The sequence below is a fragment of the Lacticaseibacillus songhuajiangensis genome (assembly GCF_003946025.1).
GTDB lineage: Bacteria > Bacillota > Bacilli > Lactobacillales > Lactobacillaceae > Lacticaseibacillus > Lacticaseibacillus songhuajiangensis.
In genome coordinates this window covers 76392-102383 of record NZ_RHNR01000002.1, presented here as the reverse complement: position 1 = coordinate 102383, position 25992 = coordinate 76392, and the positions used below count along the sequence as shown (strand labels likewise).

Genomic DNA, 25992 nt, shown 5'->3' with positions numbered 1-25992 from the left:
GCTATGGGTGATAGACGAAGGCTTGGTGTCAAGGCAACGTAAATGGCGGAACATAAATGGACTGAGTAGTTGCCAGCCTTAAAAAGTAGATGAATAGTAATTCGCCTGTGGAGTTAGTCAATTGTGACCATATCCGTTCCTAAGCCATCTACAATGTGTCATGTCGGGTGCAAATCCCGACCAGCGATATAACCGGTAAAGCCCGGCGTGTTTGCTAGTGCGTATAGTGGGCGAATATAAAGCGTGGTCACATGCCTTGCGCTTCAAGGTAATGTGGGAACCACCGCAACCGAGGGCTCAGAAACCATCGCCTCGGATAGCAGAAGCAGGAGCAACTGAAGGCCTAACGGCTCACACGGACAACTACCCAAGTGCACGGGCAAGTTTATCGGGTTCGAATCCCGGCGGTTGCGTTGCACGAGATGGCTGAGTGGTCTAAAACACAGCACCTGCCCTGAATGACGATTATGGAGGAATGCGGCCGCATTTAACTACGTCATTAACCGTTGGTTCGAATCCAACTCTCGTGCCTTAATTATCACCTCAATGTAGTATTCCAGTTCATGCTGGAGTACTATTTGTTGGGAGGTGATTTTTGTGACACATTATATTTTAACGATGGCGGATGGAGAAACAATTGAAATTAAGGAACGCCCAGAATACTTCGATCTCAATGTTGTTCCTAAGATTGAAAACGGGCAGGGATATATAGTTGACCACAACCAATTGGGGAAAAAATATTTCTTAAGAAATGTTGTATCACTGCTTACGCTTGACGAACCGGTATACCAGCAACAAGCGGAAAAGCAGCAATTGCCTAAGATGCGTCAAATAGGTTTTACAAAATAGGGAACACAGCAACACTTAATAGCACTCCGCCAAACGGTGAGGTGCTATTTTTGTGCAAACAAATAGCCGGCAAATGCCGGCCAAGAGATTAATCTTTATCGAACTTTTCTTTTACATCATCAACGGTATCTTTAACGGCATCTTTGGCATCGTCTAATTTTTCTTTTACTTTGCCAAGTACGCCTTCAGCCTTGCCTTGTGCTTCGCGGGCCTTATCACCAGTAACTTTACCTTCAACTTCTTTTGCTTTACCGGAGATTTTGTCCTTAGTGCTATCAATTTTACCATCTAAGCTCATAGATATCACCTCCCTTTACTAGGCATTATCTCACAGACTTATTAAATAATGCAAACAAATAGCCCTCGGTTGGGGGACCAAGGGCACACAATGAAATGGGTGTTAGGGGGTGAACAACATACAACTGTTGTTCAAATTCATTATATTTCAGCAGGTGAACAGATGCAATAGGCAGAATAAACGAATTGTCTATTTAAAGCACGTTGTCTCAATATTGGAGGAAGAATACGTGTATTACTTTTTATTGCTGTTGACGCTAGTCTTTGTGCTTCTCGAACTGCTGATTGGGGCGGATATATTTGTCCAGAAGAATTATATCGTGAAAAAAAGTAGAACCTAGGCGTCCAAGCATGTTTAGCTTGTGGTGCTATTTTTATGTGGGGGGCACCATGGCACAGACTAAGCTCGTATTCATTAATGGTCACCGCAAACTCGTACCACTTGATTACCGTCCGCGTCAGGATTCAGACCGCGCATATAACAGGCACCGGACGCAGACTAACGGCAAGTACGTGGCGTTCTATCGGTCAGCACAGTGGCTACATTTACGGCAACAAATACTGGAGCGTGACAATGGTATCTGCCAACGATGTGGTATGGAGGCAACGCTCGTGGATCACGTTGTTCCAAGCGAAGACGATTGGGATGACCGGCTGAATGCCGACAACCTGCAATCACTGTGCAAGGATTGCCACTATTACAAGACGCGGCGCGAGACGGCTAAGCGAAAGAAAGGTGTGAAGCGTTCGATGCGCATCAACGTAATTGCTGGTTATCCAGCAAGTGGCAAGACTACATACGTTGCCCACCACTGTGGAAGTCATGACTTAATCTTCGACTACGATGCTATCATGCACGCACTTACTGGGCTGCCTGAACACATCAAGAACATTGACGTTCATGATTATGTAACTCTCATTCGTGAGCTGATACTTCGCAAGCTCAAGACAGAACAAACCTTCGACAACGTTTGGATTATCACAACGTTTCCAGACGAGAAGCTCGATAGTCTGTTAGTCAGTCGAGACTTGCATCATCTCATGTTGAATACATCAAAAGAAGTTTGCATCGAACGAATGAACAAACAACACAGAAACGTTCCTGAACTCGTGAAGGTCATGTCGCGGATTGATGAGCAAAAATCGGAAGGAAAATTTTCCGGCTTCGAAATTATCGCGCAATAAAATCCCCATCCCACCCCCGTCTATTTTTTCGGGGGCTACATTTTCGGCTGCTCCTGAACGGACAGCCTCTTTTTCACATCCCAATTTCCATCAATTTTAAAGGTTGCTGTGGGGATAGCGTCCCATATTATTACTGTTTAGGAGGTTAAAGTGGGTTATGGCTAGAAAACAGAAGATATTATCCCAATCTCAAGGTCATTTGACCGTGCTTCAGCAGGAAGCGAAGATGCAGGCTGAGATTTTAGCCGCTGATGGATTACCAGAATTGCAGAAAACGCCGCCAGCACATCTTGAACCGATTGCTAAAGCCGAATACCGCCGAATCGTGGGCAGTATTGGTAAGCTGCCGCTGCGCAATTTTGATCGTACTGAACTCGAAGCTTATTGCACGTGGTATGCCAGTTACCGTCACATCGTGGACGTAATGAATAAAGCGCAGGCTGACGGCAGTACGGAAGAGTATTTAGGTTATTTGAGCCAACTGCGCAAGGCTACGGACGCAATCAAGGGTCTGGCGAGCGACTTAGGCTTAAACGTAAATTCACGTATGGCGATGAACATGCCAAAAGTGGAAAAAGAGAAGAAGTCGCTAACGGATATGTTTGGCTAGGGAGGTTATACGATGAAATTCACAGACCCGACCCCAAACTTCATTAAACGTGTGCTAGACGGGCGCTTGTTGACTTCCACAGCGGTATTACAGGCGGTTAAACGCCAAGAATCCGACTTAAAACGTACTGACTGGCGCTGGGTATGGGATTCGGAACTTGCTGGCAAAGCCGTGAAATTCATGGAGTTTTTGCCCGAACCAAAGTCTGGCCGACCGCAACCACTGGCACCATTCCAGAAGTTCATTATTGGTATCTTATATGGCTGGGTAGACAAGGACGACCACACAATCAGGCGATTCACGGACGCTTTTATTTCTATGTCACGCAAGAACGGTAAATCGCTTCTAGTGTCGGGGGTCTTGTTATATGAGTTCCTGTTCGGCAAGAACCCAGCCAACAAACGCCAACTCTACACCGCCGCCAACGACCGCAAGCAGGCCAGCATTGTGTTTAACATGGTCAAAGATAGGTTACGTGCACTATGCCGAAAAGACCCCGAAATCAAGCGTATGGTTAAAATTACGCGTGATGAGATGGTTAACCTCGACGATGGCAGTACGATTCGCAGTTTCTCACGTGATGCGGGACTAGTCGATGGTTACGAGCCTCACGTTGCCGTCGTGGATGAGTATGCGAATGCCAAAACAACTGATATGCTCGAAACGCTCGCTTCTGGGCAGGTGCTGTTACCAAGTTACCTGACGTTTATCATTTCCACCGCCGGGTTCGATATGAATGTGCCGATGTTCACGCAGAATTATCCATATGCCAAGAAAGTGCTCTCTGGTGAAGCTGACGGGGAGCGCTATTTTGCATTCATCGCTGAGCAAGAATCGGTGGAAGAGATTAATGATGAACGCCAGTGGATTAAGTCGAACCCGCTAATGGACGTGGACGTGCTGCACGACCAAATTCACGACTATCTAGCACAAAAGCTCGAACAAGCGCGTGAAGATGGTAGCTTAAACGCGAAACTCGTTAAAAACTTCAACATCTGGCGGCAAGCTACTGAAGACAGCTATCTTAATTTTGAAGACTGGAAGTCGGCCGAAACAGACGAAAAGCCTGATTTACGTGGTCAAAAAGTCTGGTTCGGCATTGACGTTGGTCGCACGAGTGACCTATTCGCCATTACGTGGCTGGTTTTGCAAGAAGGCCACTGGTTTGCGGACGGATACGCGTTCATCGCCAGCAAGGGTGGCATTGAAAACAAGATTAAAACCGACAAAATGGACTATCTAGCTGCTGAAAAACGCGGCGAGTGCGAAGTCACCACGCTCGAATCCGGCATTATTGACAACGACCGTGTTTATGAGTGGCTGGAAGACTTTATCGAACGCAATGACATTGACGTACAAGGAATCTGCTATGATCCGTACCAATTCGGACCAATGCTGACTACCATCGAAAAGAACCACCCCGAATGGCCGATGATTGCGGTACGTCAAGGAACACTCACGCTGTCGATGCCAACTAAGCAGTTTCGTGATGACATTATTGGCGGCAAGATTCAGCATAGTGGCAACCAGCTAATGCAGATGGCCGCGATGAATGCGGTTTTGATGAGCGACAACAACGGCGTACGGATTAATAAGAACAAATACGCTAATAAGATTGACATGATGGACGCACTACTGGACGCATATGCGATTGCATTTACTGAAGATGTTGACGCGTTTTTGAATGATGAAGATGTATTCAGTAACGATTTTGGATTTTAAGGTAGGCGATTATATGAATCAAAAAATATTAACCGCTATGTATTGGCTGGTGACCAATATTGCCCCTCTGCTTCTGCTTGCGGGTATGGCAATAATCACCATCGCCAGCTTTAGAGTTTCCACTACGATCGGTTTGTACACGCTTGGTGGATTAATAGTGCTAGTTGCCACTGTTTTACTGCTCCCCGATGAAAGGGGGTGATAAATAATGAAGCTATTTCGCAGTATTGATTATGCGACCAATGCCGACCCGCACTGGGCTGGCAGTTTGCTCGATGAGGGCATCTTGCCGTCCACACGCGGTGGCTACACTGGTATTGGTGCATTGCGCAACTCGGACGTGCTGACGGCTGTTTCGATTATCGCGGGTGATATTGGTCGGTTCCCATTAGTCGTGGAAGACCGCAAGAACGACAAAATTGTCTCACTGGAAAACGTCGAATACTTGATGAACACCAAGGCGAACAGCCGCCTGACTGCATACCAGTGGAAGTTCAGCATGGCGGTGAACGCAATCCTATCTGGTAACGCGTATTCGCGGATTGTGCGTGACCCGCTGAGCGGTGAACCAGCGATGTTTGAGTTTTACGCACCATCGCAGACACAGATTGATGACAACGACCCCGCACACATCGTGTACCGATTCACGCCATACAATTCAGGCGTGCAGAAGGTGTGCCAAGCCGCAGACGTGATTCACTGGAAGTTTTTCAGCTACGACACGATTCGTGGTCGGTCGCCGCTGCTGTCGCTAGGACAAGAAATTGGCTTGCAAGATTCCGGTGTATCCACGCTGCAAAAGTTTTTCTCTGACGGCCTGAAAGGGTCAATCCTGAAGGCAAAGGGTAAGCTCGGTGCTGATGCTCGCCGTAAAATGCGGCAAGACTTTGAGAAAGCACAGGCTGGTGCCTCCGCTGGTGCGCCGATTGTGGTCGATGACACTATGGACTACACACCGCTTGAAGTTGACACCAACGTACTAAACCTGATTACCAGTAACAACTACTCCACAGCGCAGATTGCTAAGGCTTTGCGCGTTCCGGCGTTCCGGTTGGCACAGAACAGCCCGAACCAGTCCGTCAAGCAGTTGTCTGACGACTACGTACAGAACGATTTGCCGTTTTACTTTATGCCGATTACGACTGAATTCGAGATGAAGCTACTTGATGACCAGCAACGCCATGACTACTCAATCAGTTTTGACACTAGTGCCGTTGCTGGGATGTCTGTCGATGACGTAGTTAAGCTCAAAAAGAACGGCGTTATTGTCGGTGATGAAAGTCGCAAGCGTTTGGGCATGAAGGCCACCGGCTTGCCAGATATGAATAAACTGGAAACTGACTTGAACACAATCTTCTTAGACCAGCGCAGTGTTTACCTCGCATCGAAGGGAGGTGATAAAAATGACAAAGGAAATTCGAACAACCACAACGCCAATGGAAATTCGGGAAGCAACTGACGACCAGCCGATGGTGATTGAAGGCTACGCGTTAAAGTTCAATCGTGCATCTAGTCCGATGGGATTTGGCGAATACACGTTCCGCGAACAGATTGATCCACACGCGCTCGACAACACCGACATGCGTAATGCCGTAGCACTTTTTAACCACGATCAGTCGCAAGTTCTCGGACGTAACGGCGTAAACCTTGAGCTTTCTGTGGACGAAACGGGATTGCGGTACAAGTTAACACCACCAAACACCCAACTAGGCCGCGATTTGGTTGAAAATGTGCGTGCAGGCATCATTTCACAGTCTAGTTTTGCATTCACCATTCCGGACAACACCGATGCCGAAAAGTGGACACGTGATGGAGACGCAGAAGCGCCATATAGCCGTTTGATTCGCTCCATCGACCATATTTACGATGTTTCTCCAGTAACCACGCCAGCTTACCCCGATACCGAAGTAAAAATCGGTGCACGGTCACTGGACGCAGTAAAAGCGCTCGATTTGCCGCCAAAGTGGCAGATTGAACGTCAAAAAATGATTTTGTTGCAAGGTCTCGACTAGTCGGGGCCTATTTTTATACCCAAAAACAGGAGGTCAATTATGACTTTAGACGAAAAACTAGCTGCCATTAAGAAGCAGCTTGACGAAAAGCGGGCTTCTGCGGAAGCTCACAAGGCAGAAGTTCGTTCTCTGCTCGAACAGGACACTGAAGACGCCACTGCAAAGGCTAAGGAAGCACGCGCAGCGTTTGACAAGGAATCCGCCGAAATCAAGGACTTGGAAGAAAAGCGCAGCCTTTATGAAGGCGCACTCGAAGGCAAGCAGAAACCCGCTAAGACTGTTGCCCACAAGCCAACCACAGACGAACGCCGCAAGGAAATCAACGCGTTCATCCGTAGCAAGGAACTGGGCAAGGAAATGAATATTCCAGCATACATGCTCCGTGACGGTGAAGCCTCTGCCGACCCTACCACCACCGGTGTTAAGTCCGCGGACAACCAGTCCCTGATTCCAGTTGACCAGTCTTACGTTCCACAGCGTGAATTGCAGACAGTCGTTGACCTCAAGCCGTTCACCCACGTAATCTCCGCCAAGCGGGCACAGGGCGTTTACCCAACGCTCAAGAACGTTACCGGCGTTCTTCACACTGTGGAAGAACTCGAAAAGAACCCAACCCTTGCTAAACCTGAATTTGACAAGGTTGAATGGAAGGTTGCAACGTACCGTGGCGCTATTCCTATCTCTCAAGAAGACATTGACGATTCCGAAGCCGACCTTGTGGGCATTGTTAACGAAAACGGTCAACAGCTCAAGCGAAACACTGCTAACACCGCGATTGCGGGTGAATTGAAGAAGTTCACCGCTAAGACTGTTTCCTCCATTGACGATCTCAAGGAAATCAACAACGTAGAGCTCGACCCTGCATACAACCGTGCAATCATCGCGTCTCAATCCTTCTACAACTTCCTTGACACAGTGAAGGATAGCAATGGCCGTTACCTGCTTCAAGACTCCATCATTAGCCCATCCGGTAAGACCGTTCTGGGCATGAGCGTAGTCGTTGTCGGTGACACCGTGCTTGGTGCCGCTGGTGAAGCGCACGCCTTCCTAGGCGACTTGCCACGTGCGATTATCTTTGCAGACCGTGCAGACCTGGACATTCAGTGGGTTGATAACGACATCTACGGCAAGTACCTGCGCGCGGGCATGCGGTTTGGCGTAGCTACTGCCGACACTAAGGCTGGGTTCTTCCTGACTTACACCGCACCTGCTGCAGGCCCAAAAGCGTAGAGCCGGCTACTCCGGCGGCTTTTGACCCAAGCGGTGACACTAAGCCAACCACCAGTAATACGGTTGACGAAATCAAAGCGTGGCTGACAGCACACAGCATTGACTTCACTGGCAAAACTGTGAAGGCTGACTTGCTAGCACTCGTTCCTGCTGAATAGAGGTGGTACAAATGGCTGACGAAGTAACACACACTGGCCTGACCGATGCGCAATTTGCGGTGCTGAAAATGTACTGCAAGATTGACCAAACTGTGGAAGATGACATGCTGGAGGCGCTAATCTCCAGCGTTTCAACACAGATTGCCAGCGCCGTGCAGACTGGTACTGCCCCTGAATCACTGCTCGCAAAACCTGAAACACGTGACCGATTTTTTACAGCCGTTATGAAGCAGGTCAAAGAAGAGTATGACTATCGGGGCGAAGGTGCAGACGTTATGCGCTATCCGCTGCTAGACCCAGTTTCAGCAATCGTTAATCAGCTCCGAACGGAGGTGTCTGACGATGCGAACGACTAACATGCGCGAACGCATTACATTCGTCTCGTACGGTCGAGGCATTGTGAACGGCGTGCCAACCAGCAACACCGAAACTAAGCATATGACGGTCTGGGCGGAAGTTCCCAAAACACCTTTGCGCGAGGCCAGCAATGACTTGGGCATTCGCACCGAAAAACCCACGTTCATCGTGCGGTTTTTAACCGATGAGGACATCGAACCAACGTGGCGAATTAAGTGGCGCGGCAGTGAATATGAAATCACTGGCCTAGATCCAGATTATCAACGCCGCGACATTACGACTATTACCGCGAAGAAGGTGGGGTCATGACTGTTACTGGTGATGGTGATTTGCTGGCGAAGATTCAGGCACTGGACAACGGCGTTCAACGTAACGCCCGCGCAGCAATTCGTGATGGTGCAGAGACATTCGCCGATGCTTTGAAGACTGACACGCCTGTCTGGTCGGGTGAAACCGATGACCCCACCCACATGCGTGACGACATTCGAGCAACGGGTGTGCTTGACCGTGGCGGGATTCTTGAATCTGACGTTGGCTATGGGAAAGACACCGGTTACCGTGTGCACTTCCCAAACAACGGTACTAGCAAGCAATCACCACAGCACTTCGTGGAAGAAGTCCAAGAACGCACGCGCGGCAAGGTATTAGAGACGTTTTTGTCGCATTTGAAGGTGGGGGGTTAGATGCTCGCATTAAATTTGGTTTATGATGCGCTTTTTGGTAGCGAACAATTAACGCAAAAACTCGAAGATGTGCGCGGAACCGCCGACCCGCTAGGTGGTATTTACATTGGTACGCCAGATTTTGACAATACGACCGATGCAGATATTGTCGCACTCTCTCCGTGGATTAGAATTACCGATTTGCCCGGGGATGAGACTACGGATGCGGACGATGACCGCTTCCTTGAATATCCACGCGTACAGATTGACTTCTGGTGTAAGAACGAGCTTTTACAGCAGACGTCAGAAATTGACACACTGATTCGCAAGGCGATGCATGGCGCAGGCTGGGAGCGGGTCTATCATCGTTCAGATGCTGACCACGATACCCCACAACTGCGCATGGTAACTGCATATTTTCAATCACAAGGGATTCCCGTTTAGGGGTCTCTTTTTTAATTAGGAGGAAAAATTATGACTGGAGCAACTCCAAAGAAGCAAGCCAAATTTGGTGCTTCTGGATTTGAATACGGGATTGTTGGCGACGATGAACTCGTAAAGACGACAATTAAGGTTCCTGGCCTTAGTTCTGTAAAGATGGATATCACAACCGAAACTAAGACTTTGGCCGCTGATGATGGCCCATACCTGATTCTTTCTGGTGGTATCACCGAAGCCACTGAAACTATCGAAAACTACGATGTTAACAGTCAGATGAAGCAGGACTTATACAACATCAAGGTGGTAAATGGTGTGGAAGTCTACCCAAAGAACCTCACGCCAAACTACGTGGCAACCTTGTTCCGCACAAAACTGTCCGGCGGCGGCTACGTATGGGTTGGGATGCTCAAGGGGATGTTCAAGCTGCCTTCCGTTGACACCAAGACGGTTGATGGCACGCCTGATCCAACGGCTGACTCCATTGAAGGTTCCTTCATTCCACGTGGCGATTCTGACAACGGGAACGTTGTGCTGATTGGTCGAGAAGACAACGAAGGATTTAACTTCGAACAGTTCCACAAGTGGGTATTCCCTGCCGAAGCTGCCGACGCAACGATTACTGAAATCCCAAAAGCGTAGCGGTGACTGGGGTTACAGTAGCCCCGGCCACCGTCTCCGTTGAAACTGGTAAGACAGCGAAGCTCACAGTAGCCGTTGCGCCAGATAGCGCTACCGATAAGTCTGGTAAGTGGTCAGTAGATGACGCCACCAAGGCAACCATCGCTGATGACGGCACCGTAACCGGTGTCACTGCTGGTACAGCTAAGGCAACATATACCACCACTGATGGTGCGAAGACCGGTACGTCCACAATCACAGTAACCGCAGCTACCGGAGCTTAGTAGTATTTTGTTTTGTCGCCTAGAAATGCACAGTACGCGAACCATGCGGGCGGCAGTTAGGAGGAATCATGTACGAAATCAGTTTGAACATTAACGGTCAGGTGAATAAGTTTGTGCGCAACGGTGAACCCGGACTGGGTGACACCACTGCTGCGCTAAAGGTTCAGCAACAACAATTACGCATGTATGCCCGTGAAGACGGCCCAACGAATGCCGACTTTGACGCAAACGAAGCCAACCTTGCCAACTTTGCGGTTAACTTCTGGAACGGTCAATTCAGCCGCGTTGACGTAATTGCTGGTGCTACTAAGAGTTTGAAATCCCTTGATTCAATTAATAAAGCTATTGCAGATGCACTAGATGACGGCGAGGAACCGGAAGAACCAGCAAAAAAATCACGGACACGGACGTCCAAGAAGCGCTCAACAACATCTACGACTTCTACAAAGCCAGACTTGCAGACGGTTACAAACTAGCCGACATCGACAAGATGACGTTCCGTGATTTGAAGACCTTGAATGATATTTACGAAGAAAAGGAAACGACTATCGACAAGGCGTTCCCATTCTTATTTATGTAGAAAGGAGGTAAATTATGGCAGGAAGTTTAGGTCATTTGGCCGCCACTGTCTCACTGAACATTGACCCATTCCGCGCATCTGCGCGCACGTTGTCCTCCACGATCAAAGCAACGACTGCTGAACTAAAAGCGCAGGACATCGCGTTCAAGGGTTCCGAAAAGTCCGTAAACGGCATGAAGACCGTCTACGGAACACTTAGTAGGCAATCAAAGGAACTCGAAGCACAACTTGCTAGCGAGAAGAAGACACTCGAAGAACGTTCCGCCGCCGTTGCTAAGGGCGGAGACGACATGGAGAAGCTGACTACCCGTGAAGCTAATGCGGCCGCACAGGTTAATAAGACTGCCGCACAAATTGCGAACAACAAGAACCGCATGGCCGCACTGAATAAAGAAATTCTGCTCCAATCTTCATCGTGGACGAAGGTTTCGCAGAAGGCGATGGCGTTCTCGAAAGTCACTGGTAAGATTGGCGGCGCACTGACTAGCTTTGGTTCTAAATTAACAATGGCCGTTACAGCACCACTGGCCGTTGGTTTTACTGCCGCCGCTAAGTCAGCGATTGATTTTAACAGTCAAATTAGCAGTATTGGCCCGCTACTGACCAACGGTGGCACGGTTACTGCGAAGTACCGTGCGCAACTCGACAAGATGGCCGAATCCTCCAAGAAGTGGGCGGTTCAGTACGGCACGTCCACAAAATCAATCAACGATGGTATGTCCGAGATGGTTAAGCGCGGTTATTCGGCCGAACAGACCATGGGCGCTATGCCGTCAATTCTGGACGCAACCAAGGCTTCTGGCGATGACTTCAACGATGTTATGCACGTGTCAACCTCCGTACTCGAACAGTTCGGGTTGAAGTCTAATTCTACCGCCGGGATGCTCAAGAACACGCAACGCGTAACCGACAGCCTGACGCTGGTCGCAAACAAAACCGCCGCCGGTTTCCAAGACATGGGCGAAGCCATGACTTATGTTGGGCCAGTGGCTAATTCCGCTGGTATCTCATTGGAACAAACAGCGGCCGCAATCGGTCTCATGTCTAACCAAGGGATTGAAGGTTCGGTTGCTGGTACCGCGTTGCGTGGTGCATTAACCCGATTGATGAAGCCGTCCAAACAGAACGCGCAAGGGTTCAAGGAATTGGGTATTAACGTGGCTGACTTCAAGAAGGGCACGCTGACCTTGCCGGATATGCTGGACAAGATCAAGAAGAACACCGCCGGTTGGACGAAAGAACAGAAATCTGCCGCTATTGCTACGGCGTTCGGTACCAACGCGCAAGCTGGTATGAATGTGCTGATTAGCGAAGGTGGTGACGCACTCCGCAAGATGACTTCTGACGCGAAGAACGCTAGTGGGACAACCGCGAAGATTGCTGAATCCATGAATAACACGCAAGCTGCCAAGGTTGCGAAGTTCAAAGAATCAATCAACGTTTTAGGCATTACGATTGGTCAGAAATTACTGCCGACATTGACTCCGCTAATTGACAAAGCAACACAGGTGATTAAGTCATTCTCCGAAATGGACAGCCACACGCAACAGTCAATCATTAAGTGGGGACTATTTGCCGCCGCAGTTGGGCCAGTCGCAAGAACGCTAGGTTCCGTGTTCAACGTGATGCATGGCACCGGTTCAGCTATTGGTGCTGTTACTGCCGGTTTGGGTCGTGCTTCCACTGCTTCAAAAATGGGTGCAACGGGCATGACACTGGTTAAGACGGCGTTCAGCAAGACAGCGTTTGAAGCGTTAAAGATTGCGCCTGCCGCCGAAACTGCCGCCGCTGGATTGAGTACAACTGCCGGTGCTGGTACGGGATTACTAGCTGCGCTCGCACCGATTGCACCCGCCATTTTAGGTGTGGCCGCTGTCGCCGGTACGGGTTACGCCGTGTGGAAACTCTGGGGCGAGGGCGCTGTTGAATCAGCCAACCGCACTAAAGAGTGGGGTAGCGATATTGGTGCTTCTGCTGACAAGTCTGCTGGTGCGATGAAGAAGGCTTCCGGCGAAATCTCGGGTGCACTCGACAACACCAATCAGTCCACCAAGACTAACGCAAAGCAGATTGCAGAAGGTTTTAATTCGATGACTAAGGCGGCACAGAAAGCCGCCACTGAATCCGATAAAGCCGCTAAAAAACTGGCGAAGTCACTCGGCGGCTCCGCTGGTGATGAATTGCTGAAAGCCGCCGCCAAGGAAAAGGCCGCCGATGATAAACGTATTGCCCAGATGAAAGCGAGCGCTAAACAGGCTGAAGCCATCACGCGCTCTGCTAATAAGACTGGCGAATCGCTGACTGCTGACCAGATTCAAATTCTGGATAATCTCCGCAAAGACAATGCAGAAAAAGCGGTTAAAACGTTGAAGCTATCAGGCTCCGAACAGAACAACGTTCTGAAGGCCATTCTCGGCGAAAAAACCAAGATGACTAAAGAACAAGCCGACAAACAGTTGCAGGATTCAATTCTGGCTTGGAACGATGAAGCGATTCAGAACAACAAAGCACAGCAGAAGATTAAGAAAGACACGCAACTGACCACCGCCGAAAAGAACGCCACGCTGGAGGGTCTGGAAAAAGACCACCAGTCAAAACTGAACACGATTTATCAGGGCGCAATTCAGGCGATGAAGGCGCAAGGCTTGTCTAACCATGAAGTTCAAGAACAATTGCAGACTGACTTTGGCATCACCGCCACGCAAGCGTCCAAGGCAATGACGACCTACACCACCGCGATGAACAAGGGCGTTAATAGTAGTAAGCAGTTTGCGGCCGCTGTCTCTGACGGCATGACTAAGAACGTACAGAAAGCTGGTAATGCGTGGAACGCACTGGTACTTGACCCGAAAACGGGGAAGGTGAAAACGAACCTCAAAGAAGTTTTAGCGGACACCGCAAGTACCAAAGAAGGCTGGAAGCAGTTAATCTTTGAACTTAAATACGCAAAGATTAGTAGCAACGCCAAGCAAACGATCATAGACGCATTAGCAGCTTCCGACCGGTGGAAGTCAATGCCAACTTGGGATAAGACTGCCATTATCAAGACACAAGGCCGCGACCAGTTAGCACAGATTATGACTGATTTCGCTAATTGGGACAGTTTCTCGCTCAAACAGCAACAGGCAATTGTCCACGGTGATTACACTGCCTTGGTTAATGCACTTATTAAAAGTGGCGACTGGCAGAACCTGTCACTGAGGGAAAAGAACGCGATTGTAAAGGATAAGGCCACAGTTCCATTGATTAGCGCACTGGATAAGATGGGCACTTGGGACAGTCTTCCAGATTCTGCAAAGAATGCGGTCGTGAATGCCAAGGGTCTTCCACAGATCGCCGATTTGGCCATCAAGTACAAAGCATATGACAAGCTTCCTGATTCGACCAAGAAGGCAATGCTGAATGACAAGGACATTCGGGAAAAGCTGATTAAGGCTGGAATTTTAATCGACAAGTATAACCTAAATAAGCCAAAAAAGAAGGTTGCGAATGCTGATACCAAGAACGCACAGAACAACTTTGGATTAGGGACAAAAGCTGTTGAGAAGTACAAGAAGACAAGCCCTGGTTCAACGAAAGTGGCTAAAGGTAAGGACAACACGTCAAAGGTTATTAATGCGGCCACCAAGAGCACGAAGACGTTCGCTGGTACATCCGTGGGCGGTACTAAGATTGCTCGTGGCGCTGATTATGCTAGTCCTAGTCTCAAGAAAGCCAAAAGTAGCGCCGATAATTGGAGAATGTCTTCAACCGGTTCTACTAAGACCGCTAAAGGTCAGGATAACGCCAGTGTGCCACTCGGTAGAGCACATGCTTCGTGGAAACGCATGGGCGGCAATCAGACAATCAACAAGGTTGTAAATTTCATTGCTAAAGGCGCTAATGCCGTCAAAAAGATATTCGGGTTCAAGAACGGTACAACTGACCTTCAGCAATCCCTTGCTATGGTTAACGATGCCACCGGTAGTATTTTTCGCGAAGCCATCACACTTCCGTCCGGTGAAAAGTTTATCCTACGCGAACGTAATGCCGTTCTAGCGCTGCCACGCCACACGCGTATTGAGACTGCAACTGCCACCGCTCGTAAGTACGGTATTCCACGGTTTGCTAATGGAACAACGGACTTCACCGGTGCCACCAGCACATTGCAGAACCTTCACAGTCAAACAGTACAATCTATTAACGTGCAGCCTGCATCTACCGACAGCGGTATATCAAAAGCACTAAAGACACTCAATGCGTTGGTCGCAGAACTGCTGGACTACACTCCTTCAATAGAGGGAACTGTTCAACTAGATAACGGCCGCGAGGTCGGAAGGTGGGCGGCAAAAGGTGTTAGCGAAGAGCAAGCACGCACAAGTCGCATGTATAACCGTAATAGAGGGGTGATTAACTAATGACGATCATGTATTTTAATGGTAATCAAATTGGTGACCGGTTTTTACAGTTCAATCCGAAACGCGAAATTCTCCCCGAAATAGAAAATGCGATGGTCACAGTTGGACGCTCCAATGGTGGACGATTTCAATACGGACGGTTTAAGCCACGCGTAATTACTGTGGATTATGATGTGTCAACAATCTCACAGCGCGAGTTTGAAAAGCGTATGGCACCGCTACTGTACACAACCGAACCCGCAAAATTGGTATTTTCTGATGCACCAAACGAATACTGGATGGCTAAAGTCGATGGTTCAATCAGTTTGGAACGGGCTTATTATCTTGGTTCAGGTACGATCGATTTCATCGTTCCCGATGGTCTCGCCCACGCTACCACGCCGACAGTAGTTTCGGGCGTCTCTCCGCTCAAGCTGCCGAACGTAGGCACTGCGCCCGCGTGGCCGATTTACAAGGTCACGATGAAGTCGGAAAACGGCTACGTGCGGATTGCGACCCCGCAAGGGTATGTGGAGTTTGGTGACCCCGAGCAGGTGGATACGACGGAGCAGAGCAAGGCCAGCAAGGTAGTCAATATCGACTACGTGAGCGAACCGACTGCTGAAGGCTATGCGATGAACGCTAACTGTGTGACGGCCTATCCGCAGCGGTTGTTTAAAGACGGCGACGAGTACACCAATCACATGGTGGGTACGTTGCAGTATGGCCAGGGGCCATATAAGCAGACGGCTACCAGCGCGTTTGACGATGGCACGGCGGCCGCTGGTAGGGATATACCTAACTGGCATGGGCCAGCGGTGCACTTCGATGTACCCGAACCGACCGAAGACCCAGATTCATCGGACTTCAGCTACAAGGCCCGGGCGGAGTTTCAGGCCGGTGACGGTATGGGCCGTGAGGAGTTCACGCTCGAAAGTGGCGGCCTACCAGCATTCTCAATCGTAATTCGCGACTCCAGCAATTTTGGAAAGACGAAGATTATGGAGTGCTGGCAAGGGAGGACAATCATCGACACGCACACGCTGCCGGTTAAGTCAGGCACGTTCTTTGAGGCGTCAATCACGCGGCAAGGCGACAGCGTGCTGTACAAATTCGCGCAGATTACGGAGCTGATTAGCGATACGTCATATAAGGCGGGTTACACGTACAATTACCCGCTGAATGTCGATGGCTTGGCTGATGTGCCGATTGATGGCATCACCCAGTGGATGATGGCTTACGGTGATACTATGCCGGTTGAGATGTACTGGACGGACACGAAGTTCACCTGGACGAACGTCACCTGGATACAGAACGAACCAAACTTCTTCAATGAAGGCGATGAATTCATCGTTGACCCCGCACACCGCAAGACTTATCTAAACGGCGTGGAGTCTGGGCTGTACACGGTCGGCAATAATTGGAACGCACTGAAAGTCGTTGACCCGTATGGTGAGATTACCGTTACTCCGTCATCGTGGGCCGAACCGCCCGAGGTTGAAATAACGCTTGAGGAGGCGTATCTATAATGGATTTTACTTTTACAGATAGAATGCGCCGCCTGATTGCGACGGTACCGACTGATACCACAGGCGGGCTAATTATCAGTGAAGACAAGGAAGTTGCCACCGTTGAAGGCTCACGCACGCTAACACTCACCCTGAAGTATGGCCCCGGGCTGGTAAATGACGCGGCACATGCTACGGAAATCGGTAACCTAGTGATGTACGTGGACGAGGATAAGAAGCCAGTCATCATGGAGATTGTGCAGTCCGTGCGCGACCCGCTGAACTACACGTCCACGATTGTTGCTGATACTGCAGGAGCTGACTTGATTGATGAGACGGTTGACACATACGAGGCCGATGATACGTACCCGATTGATTACTATGTAGATAAGTTCACATGGGATTCGGGCTGGGAAATCCGCGATAACCAGATTCCTGAAAAGGAGATGCAGCTCAAGTTCGATAACGACGACGAGACGGCGCTCGCCAGAGTGCTATCTGTGGCATCGCAGTTTGGTGCCGAGCTGGACTTTGCCTTTACCGTTGACACCGACCACACGGTGCACAAGTACATCGACATTCTATCCGCCCACGGTGCACAGACGAACATTGAGCTTGTCAGGGACATCAATGTTAATAACGTGACGACTACCACTGACATCTATGACCTGTTTACTTCGGTCAAGGCTAAGTCCGACGTTAATGACGCAGACGGCAATCCAATCACGCTTAAGGGTATGACTTGGCAGAGCGATGATGGCCGCTACGTCCTGGGGTCTGACGGCATTCTCCGGGACACCGTGGCCGTGCAGAAGTGGAGTCGGATTCTGTCAGAGGATAACCCCGACCCGTCCACGCACCACCTCCAGCGGGTTAAGAAGTATACAACCGGACTGGACACGGCTTCAGACGATAATCCGAAGTACAAGCAGTACCCGGATAAAGTCGAAGCTAAGAACAAGGACATTGCGTCCCAGAAGAAAAAGATTACCGCGACCGACGCATATATCAAATCGCAGAACGGTTACATTGCGAAGAAACAGAATTACATTGCTGAGTGCAACACACGCATCGCAGCGTATGAGAAGAAGCAGAAGTCCACATATCCGGCCAAGAAGGCCGCCTATCTGGCGAAAGTCAAGTCCTTGCAGGCTGAACTTGCTAAGGGTGGGACAGCAAGCCATGTAAAATCGCTGGCGAACCAGATTGCTACTCAGCAACGGCTGGCGGCAAATCAGGACAAGTATGCGGCAAAACAGAGCAAGTATATAGCTAAGCAGCAGGCTTACATTAAGGCTGCCAATGCAGCGATTAAAGGCTACAAGAAGAAGATTGCTGATTACAACGCCAAGATTAAGGGCTACAACGCGACTATCGACAAGGACAAGAAGGCCATTGCCGACCTCAACGCTGGGAAGGTGGCACTCTACAACGATGTGCAGTCTAAGACGCTAGATCTAGCGCTCGCAGACCTCAAGGCGCATAACGAGCCGGCGGTTAACTACGAGACCGACATCGCGCTACTGCCTGACGCGGTGCGGCTGGGCGACACAGTACACATCGTGGACGATGAAGAAGGCACGTACCTTAGTAGTCGGGTGCTGCAGATTGAGACCTCACGCGTGGCCGGTACCCGAGTGGCTACTATGGGTAACTATCTGGTTGAGCAGCGGCAAGCAGATAACTCTGCCGGGCCTGCGGGCGCAGATGGTCGTACCCCTTATTCGCATACCGCATGGTCGCAGAGTGCTGATGGCAAGACAGGATTCAGCACGACTTCAGCGGATGGCGCTACCTATCTGGGCACGTGCTCCGACTTTACCGCGGACGACCCCACAGACCCAAGCAAGTACACCTGGGCTAAGTTTGTCGGCCCACAAGGCCCAGCCGGTAAGGATGGGGCTATTGGTGTTGCCGGTAAAGCTGGTGCAGATGGCAAAACACCATATATCCACTACGCATATGCCACAAGTGCAGACGGCAAGACTGATTTCAGTGTAAACAGTTTTGCTACTGCTACTTATATTGGTGTCTACACTGATTATACCGAGGCCGATTCCACAAATTATACCAACTATACTTGGAATAAGTTCGTAGGCCCAACTGGTGCTACTGGTCCTCAAGGTGCTACCGGTCCTAAAGGGGATACGGGGCCTCAAGGACCTAAAGGTAATGATATTACTAGCTATGATAGTGGACTGACGCTGCCATCGGTAGTAGCCCCAGCTAACTCTCAGTTTTGGCTCGTAGACACTAATAATATTGCAATCAAATTTTACAAATCCACTGGATCAGCATGGGTCGAGCAACAGATCTCTGCTTCGGCAATCAATGCCGCAACGTTCAACGGGCTCAGCTTCAATGGTGTCACGTTTAATGGGTCCACGTTCAACAGTACCTTTGAAAAGGTTCGGCCAGACGGGGCAGCATTCACAGTACATGGGACTTCGACACTCGAAAATGGGGCCTTGGCTACGACTACGTATAGAGATAGTGATAACTCTCTGTATACAACTACTCAGGTTACCCCCGTGGACATTGGCTCAGCTTCATATTATGGTGGCACTAAGGTAGATGAGGTTTTGCTAAAAGAGGGGCAACTTTACTTAGGCGGTCTGTACAAAGATTCTGCCAGTTCTGACCCATATTGGGAGGCGGGTACGATTGCTGCGGATCAATTGCTAATGATGCAACGCTGTGGGTCTGTCTTGTGGACAGGGGTTAACTCTATGAATAGTAAACAAACCATCACACCCAATGTTTCAATTAACAAATGCTTAACCGGATGGCTGCTGACATGGCAAGAATATAGAAACGGCGCAGTGACAGGGACAGGCATTGTCAATACTCCACTTTATAAAAATGACGTCATAGCCCACTCAGGTGCAGGGTTCCCGCTCGGCTTTGTAAACTACGATCAAAACGCAGTTGTAAAATATGTTTATCCAACTACTACACAGATTAAAGGTAATGACCGTAATGGTTCGTTGGATTACTCAAAAGGCTTTGTTCTGACAAAAGTTACGGCATTTTAGGAGGATGGATATGGCAGAAAAAGATAAGGTTCGAGTGCTTTTTGGCTTTGATGCTGATGGATACATTATAGGCTGGCAACAGGAGTTTTACGATGGCGAGCAATGGCAAGCACCGTTTGATACGACCGGTGCAGTTGAAGTAGCCGCCCCTGACTTAGCAACCATTGTGCTAGGTGCAACCAAGTGGGTTAACGGCAAGTTAGTAATAAACCCTGATAAGCAGGCAGAACTCGAAGCCGAAGCTAATAAGGTGACCCCCACAGCTGAACAGAAGATGATTGCCTCGCTGATGCTAAGAATGATGGCGATTGAGAAGGGAGATACTAGTGAGTAATTACGATATGTGCAAACAACTGTATGAGTGGGGAATTGATTTAATGCCTTATGTGCCGTTAATGATCACGCCTGACGAGTTTAAACAGATTACCGGTAAAGACTACGCCGCTGGGGCAAATGCCTAGCGGTATTTTTGTGGAAGGAAGTATGAAGATGTGGATTTTAATAGTTGGTTAGACATTTTTGTAAAGTTGGGCGGTTGGGCTTTGTTTGGTTGGTTTTTTAGCCAGTGGCAGACGCATCGAAAGCACGGAAAGGCGATTGATGCGGGACTTGTCGGATTGCTTCATCATGAGGTTTATATGCTGTGCAACCACCATATCGAAGCTGGTTATATCAGCACGGATGACTTGGACGATCTTAATTATCTGTTCCGAAGCTATAAAGCGCTAGGAGGAAACGGGACAGGTGAAGCCTTGTATAACAAAGTTTTGCAGTTAAGAATTAAAAATTGAAAGGGAGCAATTAACATGAAGATTAACTGGAAAGTACGAGTATTGAGTGTCAAATTCTGGCTGGCCTTAGTGCCAGCTATTTTATTGGTCGGCCAAGCGGTGGCGGCGGCCTTTGGCTACAATTGGGACTTCGCCAATTTAGGTCAACAGCTCACTGGTGTAATCAACGCGGTGTTTGCAGTACTGACTATCTTAGGGGTAGCAGTTGACCCAACCACCCAAGGGATTGGGGACAGCGAAAAGGCACTAGAATACCCTCCGCTGATCACTACAAAGGCGGCTCAGCTAGCAGCCTTGCAGGAACAACTTGACGAACTAAAAGATGACAAAACAGATGACCAGCCAACAACCACTGAGGAGGAAAAATAATGACGTTAAATGGCATTGATGTCGCCAACTACCAAGCTGGCATTGGCAAGGTAGCGGGCGATTTTCGTATCATCAAAGCAACTGAATCCAGAACCTACACCAACCCGGCGATGGCCGCGCAAGTCAAGACCGCGCCTTCGCTCAAGGGCTTCTATCACTTTGCTAGCAACGGCTCTGTCCAAGGCGAAGCTGACCACTTCATCAGTAAGATCAAGCAATATATTGGCAAGGCTGTGCTGGTCTTAGACTACGAGCCAGCGCGTCCGTCTGTCACCTGGGCTAAGTCGTGGTTGGACTACGTCTATGCCAAGACCGGGGTCCGGCCGCTAATCTACATGAGTCTCGCCGTCGAGAACACTTATGACTGGTCTTCAGTCGTCAAGGCGGGCTACGGCGTGTGGATTGCGCAGTACAACAACTACAACGCCGTCAACGGCTACACGCCGCGGAATTTGCATGGTTCGCTCAAGCACTGGAAGACAATGGCAATGTTTCAGTATACGTCGTCTGGCCGCTTGGCTGGCTGGGGTGCACCACTGGACTTCGACGTGTTTTACGGTGACGCGAAGGCGTGGGGGAAGTACGCGGCCGTGTCTGGCAAGGTGGTGGCGTCTAAGCATGCACCCACCAAGCCCGCAGTTAAGTCTAAGCCGGCCGTCAAGGACAAGACGTGGAAGGACGCGCTGGGCGTCACATGGACGGCTGAGTTTGGTAAGGCGACACTCAAGTCAGCCATCAACTTGCGGTGGGGTGCGACTACGAAGTCTAGCATCATAGCGACCCTGCCAGCGGGGTCGGTTGTCACCTATGACGCCAAGTGCGCTAGCGGCGGCTATATCTGGGTGCGCCAGCCACGGTCTGGTGGCTACGGGTATCTAGCCGTCGGTCGAGCCAATGGTGCTGGACGTAATGTGGACCCGTACGCGACATTCAAGTAGCGTGCCAAAGTAGTATAGTAGATGGTCAATTGCTAGGTTCTGATAATTGCCTTCCTCGCAGTCGCGGGGAGGGCTTTTTTTATTGACATTGGCTATCACGTAGCGCATTCTGGATTTAACCCAAATACGATAAATTGGAGAGATGCGGTATGGCAAAGTTGGACTTTACTGTACATTACACTGGTTCTGCTCTCGATGAAGGGAGAATGCCCATTAGGGATTTAGCCCCTGCCCTCTTGGCGCTTTCTGAAACTTTTCAAGCAATTCAAGAAATGGAAAATCCTGATGAACCTGCGATATCTGCGGATATTCAGGCCACAAGCAAAGGCTCTTTTATTGTCAACATCATATTGGCGAACGGACAGGATATTTTTCAGGGGGCCGTTGATTTATTAAGTGGGAAGGGTTCATCTGCCCTTATAAACCTAATAACGTATATTGAAATATTTAAAGGGGCAATCGGTTTAGTCATTGCTCTTCATAACCATAAGATCAAAAAAGTTGATGATTCTTCCGATGGAAATGTCACAATTAAAATTGATGACGATACCACGATTACAATACCCGCATCACAATTACGTGCATACAGAAACATTGAAGTTCGCAAATCAATTGAGAATGTGGTTAAGCCTTTGAAACAGCCTGGAATTGATGGAGTTAGTTTTTCTTCTACCAAGGTAGAAGAAGTGTCCATATCCTCTGACGAGGTGCAAATGTTCGACGCTCCGGAAGCAAAGGACGAATCCTTAACTCCAACTGTTGCGGAACTATATTTACAGCTCGTAAGTGTTGCGTTTGAACATGGTAAGTGGAAATTCTCAGATGGCAGCAATCAGTTTTACGCTAAGATTGAGGACGAACCCTTTCTAAAAAATGTCGAGAAAAATGAAGTTCAATTCGGCTCGACTGATAGTTTAAAAGTAAGACTCAGAACTGAGCAGAAGATTACTGATTCAGGTTTACGCGCCGAGTATTTTATTGAAAAAGTTTTAGAACACAGAAAAGGTGCAAGACAGTTAGAACTTGATTTTGAAAATGATGATAAAGAATAAGCCTTCGGGCTTATTTTTTTGTGCGGAATCCTTGACTATACACGTTGAAACGTGTACTACAATAGATGTAGTCAAGGAGGTGATGCAATGAGAAGCGACAAACCACGACACAAAAAAGCGCCGTCCTCAAAAGAGGAACGACGCGATGCCATTAAGGAATGGCTCGAGATAGCAACACTGCTTGCAGGCCTTGCGAAGCTACTCGGAATCATTAAGTAATGGACATGAGCGAGGGGCACTGCCCCTTGTTCGTGTACCTCAAGTATATCATGGAGGGAAACAACTATGGACAAAAAGGCAGTTCGAGACTGGATTATTATTGTGCTGTGCGCGGCAATACTTTTGACGATTCTGATTCAGCAGTTTGTATAGGAGGGCGGAGACATGGCAGAACTGACCGACGCGCGGCGACGTGCTAACAAAAAATGGGATGATGCCAACAAAGATCGTAAACGATATATTCAAAAACGATCGGTAGCCAAGTCATTCATTAAGAATGATTCGACTGCTGAAGACATCGACGATCTGCAAAGCTTGCTCGATGAGCGTCGTGCTGAATTGAAATATTAGTCGCCTCCGGGCGGCTTTTTGTGTGCACTGCGGTCTGTGGCAAGCCCGGAGAGGCGGCCGTCCGGCAGTGATTTTCTGGCGTTTACTGTTATCAAAAGTGTGCACATAGTGTGCACACACTTCGTTGAAAACCGTTGAACTGGGTGGAATAAAAAAAGCAGAAACGCCGTTAAATCAACGTTTCTGCTATTCTTGTTGAACCCCATTTAACTCAAAAAAGGAGAGTACGAGATTCGAACTCGTGCGCCGGTATTAGCCGGTTCGACGGATTTCGAGTTGTACTCTGACGGTTTGAATGGCGTCGGATTGCTGATTTAACGGCATTCTTGGTGCGATTGGAACGATTGAAATCGGCTGAATTTGGATGAAGTGGTACTGAATTGGCACGCAAATATACTTGGTTGGTCGTCACTGGTTGGCGGCCTTTTTGTTATAAAGAAATATCATACTTTACCAATTTGACAGAGTCACTTATATAAGTGGTAGTACTGAACTGATGTTGCTGGATCTATTTGTACTGCCTTATTTTCGTTTCCAGACTCATCGGTGACAATTAAGGCAGCCGGTTGATCTACGTAATGATAGTGCGCATGCATTGCTAGTCCGTCCATATTAAAGTCAATACCATCGTTGAAGTTGCCAGTGTACTGACTTGTTGATACATGTTCGGGTTCATCGGAAGTGGTCATCGCAATGGTTTTGGTTTTTTCGTTAATTAAGTAAATAACCGTGTAGTCTTGAAATTTAACCTGATATGACGTGGTATAATTCTTGGCCACTGCTTCAATTTTCGCCTGATCTGCTTGTGATGATGCACTTGCAGAAGATTCTGATGCTTTCGCTGCACTTTCACTAGAAGATGATGCAGCCTTCTGACTAGACATTTTAGCAGCGTTCGGTTTTACCGTAACTGATTTTGTTTTTTTATCGTCATCGCTTTTAGCTGTAATCTTAATCGTCGAAGATTCGTCCTCCGATGACAGCTCGTATTTTAGTGAAAAATTCCCTTTTTCATCTGATGTCGTGCTGTCCCCAATAATTCCTAGGCCAATCTTTACGTCTGTATCAGGCAATGTCTTTCCTTTAATCGTAACATTCCCACTAGTGTCAGCTTCGATAGATGTCGGAACATCTAAAAATAATGCTTTTTCCTCACTACAGCCGGTCAGCATAAACAAACTGCCCACTAACAAGAGCCCACCCAAAATTCCCAAAAACTTCTTCAAATGTCTCAACCCACTTTCTTTTTTGCCTCTATTTGTCACTATTATACCAGCTGAACTTACGGAGCAAAATAGATGTCCCACTATAAACAAGTTAAACGTACAAGAATCTAACGATTAGCATCATTCATCATTGCGTCACGAGTTTCCTTTTCCATCTTGTCGAGGTAGTCGGTCACGTAACGCCGGTCCAGTAGGTGCGCAACTTCACGAAAATGGTCGTTAGTCCACATGTACATCTGAATGATTTGATCTAGAGTAGCACGCTCCAGCTTCTCATCTCCGGCTTTGCGGGCGAGTTCTGCTTCTGCAAACATCTTCTGAACCATTTCGACGTGATCGACCAAACCGTTAACGGAATGGTCTTGGTGTTCGAGCTTCTCTGACTGCCAGCTGCGCCAGTCCGCATCATTGAGATACAAGTCGTTGGGCGTCACTTGCAACGCCTCACATAACTGCATAATCGCTTTAGCGGACGGTGCAGAGATCGCCCGCTCAAACTTAGACACACTTTGCTCGATGCTGCCCATCGCATCAGCAAGGTCTTTTTGCGTCATGCCGCGTTCCATACGAATACGCTTAATATTTCTAGCGAGCTTCTTGTCGATACCTTCTTCGCTTTTTCCAAACATGGGTTGATTTCTCCTTTGTGTGGCCTTACTTGAAGCTTAATGAAACCTATTGAAAGTGTCAAGAAATAATTAAACGAAACCTGTTTGTAATTTACCTAAAGAGGTTGATAAGTCTCTCGAAGGATGATATGATTCAGCCATAGCAGATTATAAACCCATACCTGTTAAATACAAACCAAAAGAGGTGATTACATGTTAGTCGACAAGAAGATGCTTATGCAGCTTGGCTTTTCCGGTTACAAAGCCGGACAGATTATCCATCAATGCAAACTAAACTTAGTCGCAGACGGTCACTGCTTCTATGCAAACCGCAAGTGCGGTCAAGTTCCACTCCACGCTATCGTCAGTCTGTTAGGCTTCAATCCATTTGAAGATCTGGCAATGGTCACGTAACACCACGCCGCCGCGCGCGGCGTGCAGCGCGAAAGCCGCTAGCGCGAGCGGCGGCGGTCGGCGTTAGCCGGCCGCCCAAGCCCCCGTATTCTAACAGGGG

29 protein-coding genes and 1 tRNA gene are annotated in these 25992 nt (G+C 48.7%); 27 read left to right on the top strand and 3 right to left on the bottom strand.

Features of this window, described 5'->3' with window-relative positions; translation table 11 throughout:
* The first annotated feature begins 415 nt into the window (after positions 1-415).
* Together EKM97_RS11855 and EKM97_RS01330 are read left to right on the top strand one after the other, a co-directional pair.
* Positions 416-531, top strand: a tRNA-OTHER gene (locus EKM97_RS11855).
* Positions 532-597: 66 nt separating this feature from the next.
* The gene (locus tag EKM97_RS01330; protein WP_125570470.1) at positions 598-849 is read left to right on the top strand and encodes a hypothetical protein; all 252 of its coding nucleotides are present in this window, start codon (positions 598-600) and stop codon (positions 847-849) included.
* Positions 850-937: 88 nt separating this feature from the next.
* Here the strand turns inward: EKM97_RS01330 and EKM97_RS01325 are convergent, their stop codons facing one another.
* Positions 938-1147: a CsbD family protein gene (locus EKM97_RS01325; protein WP_125570469.1), complete on the bottom strand. Its 210-nt coding sequence runs from the start codon at positions 1145-1147 to the stop codon at positions 938-940.
* Positions 1148-1536: 389 nt separating this feature from the next.
* Here EKM97_RS01325 and EKM97_RS01320 point away from each other — a divergent pair, with 389 nt between their 5' ends.
* The 24 genes from EKM97_RS01320 (at position 1537) to EKM97_RS01205 (ending at position 23644) form a co-directional block, all read left to right on the top strand.
* A complete protein-coding gene (locus tag EKM97_RS01320) occupies positions 1537-2331 on the top strand; it encodes an HNH endonuclease (protein WP_125570468.1) in 795 nt (264 codons plus the stop codon).
* 157 nt (positions 2332-2488) lie between these two features.
* The gene (locus EKM97_RS01315) at positions 2489-2941 is read left to right on the top strand and encodes a P27 family phage terminase small subunit (protein WP_125570467.1); all 453 of its coding nucleotides are present in this window, start codon (positions 2489-2491) and stop codon (positions 2939-2941) included.
* Between the two features lie 12 nt (positions 2942-2953).
* Complete coding sequence (locus tag EKM97_RS01310; protein WP_125570466.1) at positions 2954-4663, top strand: terminase large subunit; 1710 nt, start codon at positions 2954-2956, stop codon at positions 4661-4663.
* A complete protein-coding gene (locus EKM97_RS01305) occupies positions 4626-4865 on the top strand; it encodes a hypothetical protein (protein ID WP_125570465.1) in 240 nt (79 codons plus the stop codon). Before EKM97_RS01310 ends, EKM97_RS01305 begins: the two co-directional genes overlap by 38 nt.
* A gap of 6 nt (positions 4866-4871) precedes the next feature.
* Positions 4872-6122, top strand: a complete 1251-nt coding sequence (locus EKM97_RS01300; RefSeq protein WP_125570464.1) for a phage portal protein — start codon at positions 4872-4874, stop codon at positions 6120-6122.
* Positions 6067-6675: an HK97 family phage prohead protease gene (locus tag EKM97_RS01295; RefSeq protein WP_125570463.1), complete on the top strand. Its 609-nt coding sequence runs from the start codon at positions 6067-6069 to the stop codon at positions 6673-6675. Before EKM97_RS01300 ends, EKM97_RS01295 begins: the two co-directional genes overlap by 56 nt.
* Positions 6676-6714: 39 nt before the next feature.
* Positions 6715-7905 (top strand): phage major capsid protein, encoded by a 1191-nt coding sequence (locus EKM97_RS01290; protein ID WP_125570462.1) that lies wholly within the window; start codon positions 6715-6717, stop codon positions 7903-7905.
* A 169-nt stretch (positions 7906-8074) separates the two neighbouring features.
* On the top strand, positions 8075-8419 hold the full coding sequence (locus EKM97_RS01285; protein ID WP_125570461.1) for a head-tail connector protein: 345 nt from the start codon (positions 8075-8077) through the stop codon (positions 8417-8419).
* Positions 8406-8729, top strand: a complete 324-nt coding sequence (locus EKM97_RS01280) for a phage head completion protein (RefSeq protein WP_125570460.1) — start codon at positions 8406-8408, stop codon at positions 8727-8729. The genes EKM97_RS01285 and EKM97_RS01280 overlap by 14 nt, the downstream gene beginning before the upstream one ends.
* Complete coding sequence (locus EKM97_RS01275; RefSeq protein ID WP_125570459.1) at positions 8726-9103, top strand: HK97-gp10 family putative phage morphogenesis protein; 378 nt, start codon at positions 8726-8728, stop codon at positions 9101-9103. The genes EKM97_RS01280 and EKM97_RS01275 overlap by 4 nt, the downstream gene beginning before the upstream one ends.
* Positions 9104-9526, top strand: a complete 423-nt coding sequence (locus EKM97_RS01270; RefSeq protein ID WP_225419183.1) for a phage tail protein — start codon at positions 9104-9106, stop codon at positions 9524-9526.
* A 30-nt stretch (positions 9527-9556) separates the two neighbouring features.
* Positions 9557-10162: a major tail protein gene (locus EKM97_RS01265; RefSeq protein ID WP_125570458.1), complete on the top strand. Its 606-nt coding sequence runs from the start codon at positions 9557-9559 to the stop codon at positions 10160-10162.
* Positions 10163-10164: 2 nt separating this feature from the next.
* Complete coding sequence (locus EKM97_RS01260; protein ID WP_125570457.1) at positions 10165-10425, top strand: Ig-like domain-containing protein; 261 nt, start codon at positions 10165-10167, stop codon at positions 10423-10425.
* Positions 10426-10493: 68 nt separating this feature from the next.
* On the top strand, positions 10494-10901 hold the full coding sequence (gene gpG / locus EKM97_RS01255) for a phage tail assembly chaperone G (RefSeq protein WP_225419182.1): 408 nt from the start codon (positions 10494-10496) through the stop codon (positions 10899-10901).
* Positions 10902-11019: 118 nt separating this feature from the next.
* Positions 11020-15402 carry a phage tail tape measure protein gene (locus EKM97_RS01250; RefSeq protein WP_125570455.1) on the top strand — a complete coding sequence of 1461 codons (4383 nt, stop codon included), beginning with the start codon at positions 11020-11022 and terminating at the stop codon, positions 15400-15402.
* The gene (locus EKM97_RS01245) at positions 15402-16910 is read left to right on the top strand and encodes a distal tail protein Dit (protein ID WP_125570454.1); all 1509 of its coding nucleotides are present in this window, start codon (positions 15402-15404) and stop codon (positions 16908-16910) included. The genes EKM97_RS01250 and EKM97_RS01245 overlap by 1 nt, the downstream gene beginning before the upstream one ends.
* Positions 16910-19924 (top strand): phage tail protein, encoded by a 3015-nt coding sequence (locus EKM97_RS01240; RefSeq protein ID WP_125570453.1) that lies wholly within the window; start codon positions 16910-16912, stop codon positions 19922-19924. Before EKM97_RS01245 ends, EKM97_RS01240 begins: the two co-directional genes overlap by 1 nt.
* Positions 19925-19934: 10 nt before the next feature.
* Entirely contained in the window at positions 19935-20258 is a 324-nt protein-coding gene (locus tag EKM97_RS01235; protein WP_125570452.1) for a phage infection protein, read from the top strand.
* Positions 20251-20385: an XkdX family protein gene (locus EKM97_RS01230; protein WP_125570451.1), complete on the top strand. Its 135-nt coding sequence runs from the start codon at positions 20251-20253 to the stop codon at positions 20383-20385. The genes EKM97_RS01235 and EKM97_RS01230 overlap by 8 nt, the downstream gene beginning before the upstream one ends.
* Before the next feature lie 30 nt (positions 20386-20415).
* Positions 20416-20715: a hypothetical protein gene (locus EKM97_RS01225; protein ID WP_225419181.1), complete on the top strand. Its 300-nt coding sequence runs from the start codon at positions 20416-20418 to the stop codon at positions 20713-20715.
* 15 nt (positions 20716-20730) lie between these two features.
* Positions 20731-21084, top strand: a complete 354-nt coding sequence (locus EKM97_RS01220; protein ID WP_125570450.1) for a phage holin — start codon at positions 20731-20733, stop codon at positions 21082-21084.
* Entirely contained in the window at positions 21084-22022 is a 939-nt protein-coding gene (locus tag EKM97_RS01215; protein WP_125570449.1) for a GH25 family lysozyme, read from the top strand. Before EKM97_RS01220 ends, EKM97_RS01215 begins: the two co-directional genes overlap by 1 nt.
* 149 nt (positions 22023-22171) lie before the next feature.
* A complete protein-coding gene (locus tag EKM97_RS01210) occupies positions 22172-23074 on the top strand; it encodes a hypothetical protein (protein ID WP_125570448.1) in 903 nt (300 codons plus the stop codon).
* Between the two features lie 384 nt (positions 23075-23458).
* Positions 23459-23644 carry a hypothetical protein gene (locus EKM97_RS01205; RefSeq protein WP_125570447.1) on the top strand — a complete coding sequence of 62 codons (186 nt, stop codon included), beginning with the start codon at positions 23459-23461 and terminating at the stop codon, positions 23642-23644.
* A 467-nt stretch (positions 23645-24111) separates the two neighbouring features.
* On the opposite strand, the gene EKM97_RS01200 is transcribed toward EKM97_RS01205, so the two are convergent.
* Positions 24112-24870 (bottom strand): hypothetical protein, encoded by a 759-nt coding sequence (locus EKM97_RS01200; protein ID WP_125570446.1) that lies wholly within the window; start codon positions 24868-24870, stop codon positions 24112-24114.
* A 107-nt stretch (positions 24871-24977) separates the two neighbouring features.
* Positions 24978-25499 (bottom strand): helix-turn-helix domain-containing protein, encoded by a 522-nt coding sequence (locus EKM97_RS01195; RefSeq protein WP_085693953.1) that lies wholly within the window; start codon positions 25497-25499, stop codon positions 24978-24980.
* A gap of 192 nt (positions 25500-25691) precedes the next feature.
* On the opposite strand from EKM97_RS01195, the gene EKM97_RS01190 reads away from it, so the two are divergent.
* Complete coding sequence (locus tag EKM97_RS01190; protein ID WP_060417025.1) at positions 25692-25892, top strand: DUF3173 family protein; 201 nt, start codon at positions 25692-25694, stop codon at positions 25890-25892.
* The last annotated feature ends 100 nt before the right edge of the window (positions 25893-25992 follow it).

Excerpts from the sequence above, each read along its gene's own strand:
- EKM97_RS01325 (WP_125570469.1), bottom strand. The coding sequence starts at position 1,147 with ATGAGCTTAGATGGTAAAATTGATAGCACTAAGGACAAAATCTCCGGT.
- EKM97_RS01320 (WP_125570468.1), top strand. The coding sequence starts at position 1,537 with ATGGCACAGACTAAGCTCGTATTCATTAATGGTCACCGCAAACTCGTA.
- EKM97_RS01315 (WP_125570467.1), top strand. The coding sequence starts at position 2,489 with ATGGCTAGAAAACAGAAGATATTATCCCAATCTCAAGGTCATTTGACC.
- EKM97_RS01310 (WP_125570466.1), top strand. The coding sequence starts at position 2,954 with ATGAAATTCACAGACCCGACCCCAAACTTCATTAAACGTGTGCTAGAC.
- EKM97_RS01305 (WP_125570465.1), top strand. The coding sequence starts at position 4,626 with ATGATGAAGATGTATTCAGTAACGATTTTGGATTTTAAGGTAGGCGAT.
- EKM97_RS01300 (WP_125570464.1), top strand. The coding sequence starts at position 4,872 with ATGAAGCTATTTCGCAGTATTGATTATGCGACCAATGCCGACCCGCAC.
- EKM97_RS01295 (WP_125570463.1), top strand. The coding sequence starts at position 6,067 with ATGACAAAGGAAATTCGAACAACCACAACGCCAATGGAAATTCGGGAA.
- EKM97_RS01290 (WP_125570462.1), top strand. The coding sequence starts at position 6,715 with ATGACTTTAGACGAAAAACTAGCTGCCATTAAGAAGCAGCTTGACGAA.
- EKM97_RS01285 (WP_125570461.1), top strand. The coding sequence starts at position 8,075 with ATGGCTGACGAAGTAACACACACTGGCCTGACCGATGCGCAATTTGCG.
- EKM97_RS01280 (WP_125570460.1), top strand. The coding sequence starts at position 8,406 with ATGCGAACGACTAACATGCGCGAACGCATTACATTCGTCTCGTACGGT.
- EKM97_RS01275 (WP_125570459.1), top strand. The coding sequence starts at position 8,726 with ATGACTGTTACTGGTGATGGTGATTTGCTGGCGAAGATTCAGGCACTG.
- EKM97_RS01270 (WP_225419183.1), top strand. The coding sequence starts at position 9,104 with ATGCTCGCATTAAATTTGGTTTATGATGCGCTTTTTGGTAGCGAACAA.
- EKM97_RS01265 (WP_125570458.1), top strand. The coding sequence starts at position 9,557 with ATGACTGGAGCAACTCCAAAGAAGCAAGCCAAATTTGGTGCTTCTGGA.
- gpG (WP_225419182.1), top strand. The coding sequence starts at position 10,494 with ATGTACGAAATCAGTTTGAACATTAACGGTCAGGTGAATAAGTTTGTG.
- EKM97_RS01250 (WP_125570455.1), top strand. The coding sequence starts at position 11,020 with ATGGCAGGAAGTTTAGGTCATTTGGCCGCCACTGTCTCACTGAACATT.
- EKM97_RS01245 (WP_125570454.1), top strand. The coding sequence starts at position 15,402 with ATGACGATCATGTATTTTAATGGTAATCAAATTGGTGACCGGTTTTTA.
- EKM97_RS01240 (WP_125570453.1), top strand. The coding sequence starts at position 16,910 with ATGGATTTTACTTTTACAGATAGAATGCGCCGCCTGATTGCGACGGTA.
- EKM97_RS01235 (WP_125570452.1), top strand. The coding sequence starts at position 19,935 with ATGGCAGAAAAAGATAAGGTTCGAGTGCTTTTTGGCTTTGATGCTGAT.
- EKM97_RS01220 (WP_125570450.1), top strand. The coding sequence starts at position 20,731 with ATGAAGATTAACTGGAAAGTACGAGTATTGAGTGTCAAATTCTGGCTG.
- EKM97_RS01215 (WP_125570449.1), top strand. The coding sequence starts at position 21,084 with ATGACGTTAAATGGCATTGATGTCGCCAACTACCAAGCTGGCATTGGC.
- EKM97_RS01210 (WP_125570448.1), top strand. The coding sequence starts at position 22,172 with ATGGCAAAGTTGGACTTTACTGTACATTACACTGGTTCTGCTCTCGAT.
- EKM97_RS01205 (WP_125570447.1), top strand. The coding sequence starts at position 23,459 with ATGGCAGAACTGACCGACGCGCGGCGACGTGCTAACAAAAAATGGGAT.
- EKM97_RS01195 (WP_085693953.1), bottom strand. The coding sequence starts at position 25,499 with ATGTTTGGAAAAAGCGAAGAAGGTATCGACAAGAAGCTCGCTAGAAAT.
- EKM97_RS01190 (WP_060417025.1), top strand. The coding sequence starts at position 25,692 with ATGTTAGTCGACAAGAAGATGCTTATGCAGCTTGGCTTTTCCGGTTAC.